This window comes from Christensenella minuta (assembly GCF_003628755.1).
In the GTDB taxonomy this organism is placed as follows: domain Bacteria; phylum Bacillota; class Clostridia; order Christensenellales; family Christensenellaceae; genus Christensenella; species Christensenella minuta.
Map to the genome: position 1 here is coordinate 1,883,294 of NZ_CP029256.1, position 9,549 is coordinate 1,892,842.

The following is a 9,549-nucleotide window of genomic DNA, read 5'->3' on the forward strand; positions in this document are numbered from 1 at the left end:
AAATGAGGTGACATAGTTTTTCCCCCTTCCCCTTACAAACCCCAACCCTGTTACCTGCCGTATTACCAGCCGAAAGAAGAATTTCAGGCATTAGACAACAAAGCAGAATCAGAATATAATGGTGGCAAATACGAGGGAAAGGGGCAGCAGTTACAATGAAGCGTAAGAGAATTGTCATTATAGCAGCGGCAGGGATAGCCGCAGGTATGATAGCGGTCAGTATAGCAGGAGGCCAGAACAAACAAGCGGAAATTATATCCTGTCCTACAAGCGCACCTACAACAACAGCTACAGTAGGCGCGTTGGCAATCCCGTCTCCTGAACCAAGCCGTGGTCAGTCATTTGCTCCAACGGCCTCCGCATCGGTGACAGGAAACAATGAGGAAAGCATACAAAGCATTGGACAGGGAAAAGATAACACGGTGAAAAGCAACGAAAGTTCAAGCACGTCAAATTCCAAAGGTACGCAAACCAGAACAGATCATTCTTTGTACGAATCACAATCTACTTCCCAATCGGCTGCTGTACCGGAAAATGAGCCTACTTCGGAATCAAATCCCGATCCGCTTCCGGCATCTACTCCACAGCCTACGCCTGCCCCAACTCCAGAGCCTACGGCAGAACCTACGCCACAGCCAACAGCCCCCAAACAAGATATTGCGGTATGTAATACCTGCGGAGCGGAAATGACGATAGACACAATCGTTGCACATGGGAAAAGCCATACGCTAAATGGAGAAAACTTCAGTTACTATGTAAAATAATAATATATAAGTAAAAAAGGCTTGCAAAAAGATGCAGGCCTTTTTGTTTACCCTTTTATCTGAAAAACAGGAGGTAGTTATGAAAAAGATATCAAAAAAGGCAGTTTGCCTCATATTGGCAGTCGCGGTCTGTTTTTCCCTGATACCCGTTTCGGCATCAGCGGAAAACGGTATACCAAGCCCAGAATTGCCGGAAGTATCCATATCATCATCGGAACCAACGAAAACGCCTGTTGTTGAACCGACGCCAGAGATTACTTCCACACCGGAACCGGAGAAAACACCGATTCCAACGGAAACGCCAAGTCAGGCGAATGAACAGGAACCGGAACCAACACCGAAACCACGGACGGCAGATATCAGCGGTATTCAGCCGATCCTGTTCCGAACAGTAAAGCAGCCTTTGGTACAGGTAACGTACCATTATTACGCCCATGATGTCAGCGAAATACAATCTAGCCATTCCTTTTATGCAGAATTTGAAACAGATGGACGAGCCATCATGGTTTCGGCAAACAAATACCCGGACAGGATCCCGGTCAGCACAGACCGTTTCCGTGTGACGCTGGACGGTGGCATAGACGTCACAGGCCATGCAGCCTATGACGCTGAAAGCGGGATCATTTCGCTTCCGGGCAATCTTGCCGGGCATGATCTGCATATTGAATTGTATTGCCCTGTTTCCGAAATCACGGAACTGCCCGTTACCGTAACGGTCAGTACCAACAGGCACGATGTGTATGAAGACAGCGCCGTGGAACTCACTATGCCCTCCAATGCAGATACGGTCAGCATTCCGCTTACAGGCGTTTCAGGAGCCTCTGTCTCTCAAAACGGCGTAGACCTGCCGGACAGGGATTACAGCATAGAGAATGGAACGCTTACCATTTGCACCTCGCCGCTCGGCGGAAATATCCGGGTGAACGCCGCAGGCATTTTCCCCCAGACGCGCGGACGGGATAAGACCACGATCACCAGCATCCGCGACGAAAACCAGATCTATTACGGCTACTATACCAAATATTATTGGGCTGACGGCAATCAGGCGTTTTGTCTCGATCCCACTGTTAAGGGAGCTTCCAACGGAGAGTATGCCATCAGCAGATACCTTGACCGTAACGGAAGCGATCAGGATAAAACCTTAACAAAGATCGCGTATTACGGTTTCGGCGGCCCTGGATGGGACAGCGTAAAGGAGGGCTTGTTCGGAGATAACGACAACAATGATTCCATGTATGCCCTGTGCCATGTAGCGGCGGCGTATGTATACCTCAATGACGAATCCGCGTTTAAGGGACTTGGCGATGATATGATCGGCCATGTCAAAGGAATGATAGCTTCGTTTGAGTCACAGGCTATGCCACCGGAGGGTTTTGACGCCTTCCTCTACAACGAGGGCCGCGCGAATGGCCAGCAGCCCATCATGAGCTGGGACTATACACCCACAGGTAACCTCGAGATCGTCAAAGTTTCTGCCGATCCCGCTAAAACGAACGGGAATCCCTGTTACTCTCTTGCCGGTGCGGTCTTTGATGTGTATTCCGGCAGCGGGCAGAAAATTGGCACAATCACCACAAAGGAAGATGGCAGAGGCAGTCTTACAGGCATCCCGGCAGGAACAGGATATTACCTCGTAGAGCGTACCGCGCCAAAAGGGTATGCAGGACATACAGGGCAAATTTCTTTTGCCATTACCTCGGGACAAACGACGGCATTGGAGGTCAAAAATATCCCGCAGAACGATCCGGCAGATATCCTGCTCCGCAAGCTGGACGCAGATAACGGAACAAATGTGCCGCAGGGCGGCGCGGGACTTATGGGAGCAGAATTTACCATACGCTACTACAAAGGGCTGTATTCTACAGAAGCCGATTTGTCCGGGAAACAGCCGGAGCGGACATGGACTGTCAGGACAGACGCAGACGGCTATGCCCTGCTCCACCCGGACTATCTCGTTTCCGGCGATCCGCTGTATTACGGAAGCAATGGGCAAATACCCACCCTGCCTCTCGGAACAGTAACAATTCAGGAATCCAAAAGCCCGGAAGGATATTTGCCGAATGATGAACTGTTTATCCGGCAGATCAGCGCAGACAGCCAGGGCGTGGAATCGGTGTGGACATACAATGCGCCTGTCGTTCGGGAATCCGTCATACGCGGCGGTGTTTCCGTACAGAAATGGGATAACGAACTGGACGGGAATACGCCGCAGGGAGACGGAACTCTGGAAAATACTGTACTGGAGATCGTCAACCGCAATGCGAAAGCAGTGATCGTAAACGGAAACTCCTTTGAGCCCGGGGAGGTCGTGCATACGATGATGACAGACGAAACAGGCACGGCAAGTACGGCAAATGACCTGCTCCCCTATGGGAGATATGAGGTGAGGGAATCAGAAAACGGACAGCCGGAGGGGTATTTGCATGAGGGTGTACTTCAAAGAACGTTTGAAATCCGGGAAAACGGGAAAATAGTTAATCTGAACGCCTCCGGCACAGGAATCAAAAATGATGTGATCCGCGGCGGCGTCCGTATTGAGAAATGGGACGCGGAAATTGACGGAAACAAACCGCAGGGCGGCGGCACGCTTGCGGGCGCGGTGTTTGAGATTATAAGCCGGAGTAAAATGGGTGTATTGGTAAACGGGACGCTGTATGCGCCCGGTGAAGTGGTATATACCATGAAAACGGACGAAACAGGCGCGGCAAGTACGGAAAATAACCTGCTTCCCTATGGTACATACGAAGTGCGGGAAACTGCTCCGCCGGATGAAGGATATCTGCATACGGGCGTACTCGCCCGTACTTTTACGATTCGTGAAAACGGAGAAATTGTGAACCTGAATACGGCTGATACGGCAATCAAAAACGAGCCGATCCGCGGCGACCTGAAAGGCGTGAAGATCGCAGACGGAACGGCGCAGCGGCTTGCGAATATCCCGTTCAAAATAACGTCCCTTACCACGGGAGAATCCCATACCATCATCACCGATAGGAACGGACAGTTTGATACCTCCTCCGCGTGGAACCCGCATAGCCAAAACACCAACCGGGGAACGACAGACCGGGACGGTATCTGGTTTGGAGATATTGATACGCTGGACGACAGCGTGGGCGCGCTCCTGTATGACGATTATCTGATCGAAGAACAGCGGTGCGAGGCGAACAAGGATATGGAGCTTCTTTCGTTTGAGGTCTCCATTTACCGCCACAATACTACTATAGATTTAGGAACATTGACCGACGATTATGGAAAGCAGCCGGAAATCTTTACGACGGCAAACGATGTGGAAACAATGCTGAATGACGCCTATGTGTCTGAACAAACGACACTTCAGGACACGGTGTATTACAGCGGTTTGTCCGTTGGGAAGATATATACGGTCAAAGGCGTGTTGATGGACAAGGAAACAGGACAGCCGCTCCTCATAGGCGGCGAGGAAATAACGGCGGAAACAGTGTTCCGGGCAACCGCGCCGGAAGGGACAGTTACCAATGAATTTACGTTCAACTCCCTTGACATGGATGGAAAGTCCGTAGTTGTTTTTGAGACGCTTGAACTGGATGGAAAAATAGTTGCGGAACATAAAGATATAGCGGACGAAAACCAGACGGTTCGGTTCCAGAAACCGGAGATCGGTACAAATGCGGCTGGTCCGGATGGAGAAAAGGAGCTGGATGTGCTTCCCGAAGTAACGCTTGTGGATACGGTAACCTATCATGGATTGCTCCCGGGCGAAACATACACTTTGCAAGGCGTGTTAATGGACAAAGAAACAGGCGAACCGTTACTTGCGGATGATGAGCCGATCACCGCCTGGGCTGAGTTTGTGCCGGAAACGGAAAACGGGACAGTAGAAGTTATCTTTACATTCAACTCTGTTCCGCTCAAAGGCAAGACAGCCGTTGTGTTCGAAAGCCTGCAATACAAAGGCCGGGAGATTTCCGTACACGCAGACATCGGGGACAAAGGGCAGACAGTACGTTTTCGGAACCCGGAGATTGGCACGACGCTCACCGGACAAGAGGGAGACAAAGAGATTGCAGTGAGTGAAGAAATATCCCTTGTTGATACAGTCTCGTATCAAAATCTTATGCCCGGAAAGGAATATGTGCTGAAAGGTATTCTGATGGCTCAGGAAACGGAACAGCCGATTCTTGTAAATGGTAAGGAAATTACGGCAGAAACAGTATTTACGCCGGAGGAATCAGCGGGAACAGCAAAGGTTATATTCACGTTCCCTGCCATAGACCTTACCGGGAAAACGCTGGTAGCGTTTGAGTATTTGGAGTGCGGGGGGACGGAGATCGCCGTACATACGGACATAAACGATGAAGCGCAGACGGTAACGTTACTGCCGCCGCCGGAGAACCCACCGAAAACGGGAGATACCCGAACCGTGCTCCCCTATCTCGTTATATGTGCGGCAGCGTCAGGGCTGATCGTGCTTACAATATGGCTGAAAAAGAAACGCTCTAAAAAAATACGGAACGGAGGCAAATAATGGAACCGAAAACAATTTTAGCAATCGTATTATGTATCGGCATTTTAGCAGGAGCTGTTTTCCTACATAAGAGGAAAAAGAGCAAACAATAAGGACAAGGCGGCAGGGGGCTATACAAGCCCCCTGATCGCGGTTCTTTGGTTTACTTTTTCCAGTATTTTGGTATAATATATATAACAATACGAAAGGAGCGCGTTACTATGACAAATCAGGAAAAAGCATTGCGGTTACGGCGTGTTAATAACGCGCTTGGCATTGCAATGGTAGAAGGCCGACGGCCATCGAAAACAGCCACAGATATTACCAAACGATATATTAATGGTGAAATAAGCGCAGAGCAAATGAAACGTGAGTATCTTAAAAAATCTGGATTGGCGCTCAAATGAGCGTCATTTTTTTGTAAGGAGGTTATTATGCCCGATCCATATACTTATCCGGGTACGAATATATTAATCAATAAGTTTGATATACGCGACGGTCAGTTACTTACCGAAAAGGAAAATGACCTCGTATATATAAACCTCGTAACGGCAGAACAATATTTATCCGGGAAAGAGTTTACCGTAGATTTGTTAAAGAAGTTACATTATTATTTGTTTGGAGATATTTATGAGTGGGCCGGACAATTTAGAACAATCAATATCAGGAAGGCAGAGCGTGTATTAGACGGAATGTCAGTAGAATATACCGACTACACGCTGCTTGAGAAAGAAACTGCAAGAATTATAGCCGCCTTGCAGAACATAGAATGGGAACACCTTGAAACGGAAGACTGCGCGGATACATTTACCAAATGTTTTGCAGAGTTGTGGAAATTACACCCATTTCGCGAAGGAAATACTCGTACCATAACTACCTTTATGCTTAGTTTTTTAGGCAGTAAGAATATTGATATCAATGTCGCTTTGTTTTCAGAGTACAGTTCATACGTCAGGGATTCCCTGGTCATGGCCTCTATCCAACCTTATCAAGAATATCAGCATTTATATAAAATCATTTTAGATGCAATGACAAATCATGCGGAACCCGAACGAATGGACAATAGCAAAAGGCAGGATTATTCTCATATCAATGACTATGACGTAAAAGAATACCATTACGAGCTTTTTGAAACAGAAGAATAAAATAATGTATTGCTGAAACACATGGGAACCTATCTCATGTGTTTTTTTGTACCTATTTTTAGAAACGGAGGAGATGAGGAAGCGAGTGGAACGTAATCAGGGATATACCATTCTTAAGAAACGGTGTATTGGAAATACGGGTTTTGCGCTGGGATATAACTTAGGCAAGATGCCCCCCCCGCCTTTAAAGGCGGCGGGTTCCATTGGCGCAATCAGGAGGAGAGCAATCTCTCCCTGATTGCGTGGACGGCTGATCGCCGTCCCTTGCCACGTTGAATGACGGGGCAAGCCCCTTATTGAACAGCAAAGCCCCGCAGCCTTATGTAACGTGGCAGTTTCGCAGGAGTACGCCCCGCGAATACTTTTGGGGCCATTATTACACAGACAAAAGCGCTGCGCACAAGGATTACAGGCGCAGGATCGCTGAAAGACGGCGCGAGCCGGAAAGATAAGAACGGAGGGAACAAGTATGGAGAAACAGGAATTTATGGAAAAAGCGGCAAAAATGATGGCAATGGCGGCAGCGGCCCTGTTCGGCAGAGACGACGGGCTGACTGCCGAATCGGCATTGGACGAACGCAGCACAAAGATCCGGCTGCGCGAGGGCGGCAACTATGTTGTATGGCATATTTCAGATACAGGGCGCATCACATATTTTTACGGTGGTCTTAAGCTCCCTGTCGCCGTATACGAAAAATACTATTCTTACCATGCAGGAGACGACCATGCGCTGATCTTAAATCGTCTCAGTCAGGACTTTATTCTGTTTTCCTTTATCCTGCCGCATCTTGCGCTGCTGGAAGAAAACAGGTTTGAAATTACGGCACAGGACGACAATTTGGAGGCCTTCGCCGCTGTGATGTGCCTCAAAACACTTCTGGAGCTGCTGAATGAAATGAACGGTACAAAGGCAGACATGGAAGAAAGCGGACAGTACATTTTAAGCTGACCATATTGAGAAGGCAGGAGATAAAAAATGGCATATCCATATAATGCGTGGGAGGAAACTTACGAAGAGGTAACTGTTTTGGGAAAAACCATGTTGTTCACAAACGCCCGTATAGACCGAAGTACGGTTCCGAAAGGCATGTATCTGTACGAAGTACGGCATGATGACGAAGGCCGCGGCGATCCGTGCGAGATCGCCCGTGCGGTCATGGTGAACCATTGGGGAACGCTCATTACGAACGAGCCGATCCGCTTGAAAAAAAGTCCCGTCACACAAAACGCTTACCGTGAGATCGATCCTCAAAAAGACTGGAATTATGAGGGTGGGAGCTGCAATCTGCAAGAATATATGAAAAAATATCCTCCGCAGAAAGAAAAGCAAAGAGGAACAGAACGATAGGAGGTACATATCTTGGCAGGAAAGGTACAAAGTATTATAGAGCTTGCGCAGGAGACGCTCCTGCGGATCACAGGCAGCGTACAGGAATGGGAATCCTTTCTGGATTCCGCCGCATGGCTATATAAATACCCGTTCCACGAGCAGACCCTTATATACGCGCAAAGGCCGGATGCTCGCGCCTGCGCGTCATTCGAGCTTTGGAACGACCGTATGAGGCGTTGGATCAACCGTGGAGCTAAGGGGATTGCCCTGATCGACGACAGCGGCGAAAAACCATCGCTGAAGTATGTTTTCGACGTGTCGGACACCCGGCCTATGGCCAATCTCCCGTTCCGTCTATGGGAGATGCGGGAACAGGACGAAGAAAAGATACTGGAAGAACTGGTAAACCATTTCGGAGAGATCGAAGAACGGTCAGAGCTTCCCTTTTCGGACCGTCTTTTCGGCGTTATATCCAATACCGTCACAGATAATCTCGGAGACTACTTTGACGGACTGCTCCGGGATATTGGCGGCAGTATGCTCGAGGGACAGGACGAGCTTGAAATTAGCGCAGACTTTCAACGCCTTGTGGAAAACAGCGTCCATTACTGCCTACTTGCGCGTCTTGGATATTCCCCGCGCGAATATTACGCACCGGAAGAATTTGGGGACGTCATCGAATTTCATACGCCCGCGCTTGCGGCCCATCTTGGGAGCGCCGCAGGAGATATATCAGAAATGCTGCTCCGGCAGATTGAGCGGACAGAGCTTTCCCTCCTGCGGGAAGAACGCGACAAACTTGCCAAACCGGAAGAAGTATCGGAGAATGAAGAAAAACAGGAAAATGAAAGGAGTAAAGAATATGGAGATCACATACAAAGAGAAGAACGGACAAATGATCCCCGAACTCACGATGCCGCGCCAGCCGCAGGAGAAGATCGGGAAATACGGGAGGATGCGCAGGACATTCCTGAAAGACCACAGGAAAGGGCTGTACAACAGCCTGCTCCTGAACGGGAAACTGACGGAACACCTGATCGAGGTAGACCGGAAAGTCCGCGGGATCGTGGAACTGACCATAACGAAGATGGCGCAGGACGGGGGCGTGACGGAGGAACTGAAAGCGTCCGATCCCATGAAATGGACGGGCCTGATGAACAATCTGAAGCAGGCGGCGGAGGAAGCGGTAATCCACGACCTCATATACAATTAACCGAAACCGAAAGACCGGAGGATAACGAATCCCCCGGTTTTTTATTGCGGGAAAACAGTCCGCAGGAACAGCTGTCCCTGCTCAAAACGGAGCCGGGATTCACTTTGCCGCAGCAAATAGTGGACGAAGCTCTGTGCCTTGGCGGGAACAAAAGAAACAGCGTCCTGCGCATTTGCGCCAAATTCAAGAAAGACAAAGGGCTTGCAGAAAATACCGCATTTCTGCGGGGGGAATACGGCACGGGCGGCCGCGGATTTTATACGGACGATCAGCCTGTATCCATGTGGTTTGACGAATCGGGCCTTCGGATCGTGCAGGGCCGGAGCGTTGAGAAAGCTGCCGGGCATATTTCGCTTACTTGGGAACAGGCGGCAAAGCGCGTGATGGAGCTTCTCACGCTTGGGCGTTACCTGCCGAAAGAAGAACTGGAGCGGGCGGATGAAACGGAGCGCGCTGAAATCGCGGGCAGCCTGTATTTCTTTTTCCGGGACGATCACCAAAATCTTCCGCAGGAATGGAAAACGGAAGGCTCCGGCGCGCCGGAAGTACAGGCGCACATCATAGATATGCTGTCGCGGGAAGAAGGCATAGAAGATATTCTGCAAAGGCTGAGA

Annotated in this window: 8 protein-coding genes; 7 read left to right on the forward strand and 1 reads right to left on the reverse strand. The window is 49.4% G+C overall.

Translation table 11 applies throughout. The features are described from left to right. Positions 1 to 155 precede the first annotated feature (155 nt). The 6 genes from B1H56_RS14535 (at position 156) to B1H56_RS08945 (ending at position 7,740) form a co-directional block, all read left to right on the forward strand. Positions 156 to 764 (forward strand): hypothetical protein, encoded by a 609-nt coding sequence (locus tag B1H56_RS14535; RefSeq protein WP_147554716.1) that lies wholly within the window; start codon positions 156 to 158, stop codon positions 762 to 764. 79 nt (positions 765 to 843) lie between these two features. After that, the gene (locus B1H56_RS08925) at positions 844 to 5,268 is read left to right on the forward strand and encodes a VaFE repeat-containing surface-anchored protein (protein WP_066522503.1); all 4,425 of its coding nucleotides are present in this window, start codon (positions 844 to 846) and stop codon (positions 5,266 to 5,268) included. 200 nt (positions 5,269 to 5,468) lie between these two features. Beyond that, positions 5,469 to 5,654: an antitoxin VbhA family protein gene (locus tag B1H56_RS08930; protein WP_066522506.1), complete on the forward strand. Its 186-nt coding sequence runs from the start codon at positions 5,469 to 5,471 to the stop codon at positions 5,652 to 5,654. A gap of 27 nt (positions 5,655 to 5,681) precedes the next feature. Next, on the forward strand, positions 5,682 to 6,392 hold the full coding sequence (locus B1H56_RS08935) for a Fic/DOC family protein (protein WP_066522507.1): 711 nt from the start codon (positions 5,682 to 5,684) through the stop codon (positions 6,390 to 6,392). 469 nt (positions 6,393 to 6,861) lie between these two features. Then, entirely contained in the window at positions 6,862 to 7,341 is a 480-nt protein-coding gene (locus tag B1H56_RS08940) for a hypothetical protein (RefSeq protein WP_066522511.1), read from the forward strand. A 27-nt stretch (positions 7,342 to 7,368) separates the two neighbouring features. Further along, complete coding sequence (locus B1H56_RS08945; RefSeq protein WP_046442529.1) at positions 7,369 to 7,740, forward strand: LPD28 domain-containing protein; 372 nt, start codon at positions 7,369 to 7,371, stop codon at positions 7,738 to 7,740. A 414-nt stretch (positions 7,741 to 8,154) separates the two neighbouring features. On the opposite strand, the gene B1H56_RS14540 is transcribed toward B1H56_RS08945, so the two are convergent. Continuing rightward, positions 8,155 to 8,328: a hypothetical protein gene (locus B1H56_RS14540; protein WP_156468715.1), complete on the reverse strand. Its 174-nt coding sequence runs from the start codon at positions 8,326 to 8,328 to the stop codon at positions 8,155 to 8,157. Positions 8,329 to 8,635: 307 nt separating this feature from the next. On the opposite strand from B1H56_RS14540, the gene B1H56_RS08950 reads away from it, so the two are divergent. Then, positions 8,636 to 8,935: a TnpV protein gene (locus B1H56_RS08950; protein WP_330383217.1), complete on the forward strand. Its 300-nt coding sequence runs from the start codon at positions 8,636 to 8,638 to the stop codon at positions 8,933 to 8,935. Positions 8,936 to 9,549 lie beyond the last annotated feature (614 nt).

Coding starts and splice junctions, on each gene's coding strand:
- B1H56_RS14535 (WP_147554716.1), top strand. CDS start 156: ATGAAGCGTAAGAGAATTGTCATTATAGCAGCGGCAGGGATAGCCGCA.
- B1H56_RS08925 (WP_066522503.1), top strand. CDS start 844: ATGAAAAAGATATCAAAAAAGGCAGTTTGCCTCATATTGGCAGTCGCG.
- B1H56_RS08930 (WP_066522506.1), top strand. CDS start 5,469: ATGACAAATCAGGAAAAAGCATTGCGGTTACGGCGTGTTAATAACGCG.
- B1H56_RS08935 (WP_066522507.1), top strand. CDS start 5,682: ATGCCCGATCCATATACTTATCCGGGTACGAATATATTAATCAATAAG.
- B1H56_RS08940 (WP_066522511.1), top strand. CDS start 6,862: ATGGAGAAACAGGAATTTATGGAAAAAGCGGCAAAAATGATGGCAATG.
- B1H56_RS08945 (WP_046442529.1), top strand. CDS start 7,369: ATGGCATATCCATATAATGCGTGGGAGGAAACTTACGAAGAGGTAACT.
- B1H56_RS14540 (WP_156468715.1), bottom strand. CDS start 8,328: ATGGACGCTGTTTTCCACAAGGCGTTGAAAGTCTGCGCTAATTTCAAG.
- B1H56_RS08950 (WP_330383217.1), top strand. CDS start 8,636: ATGCCGCGCCAGCCGCAGGAGAAGATCGGGAAATACGGGAGGATGCGC.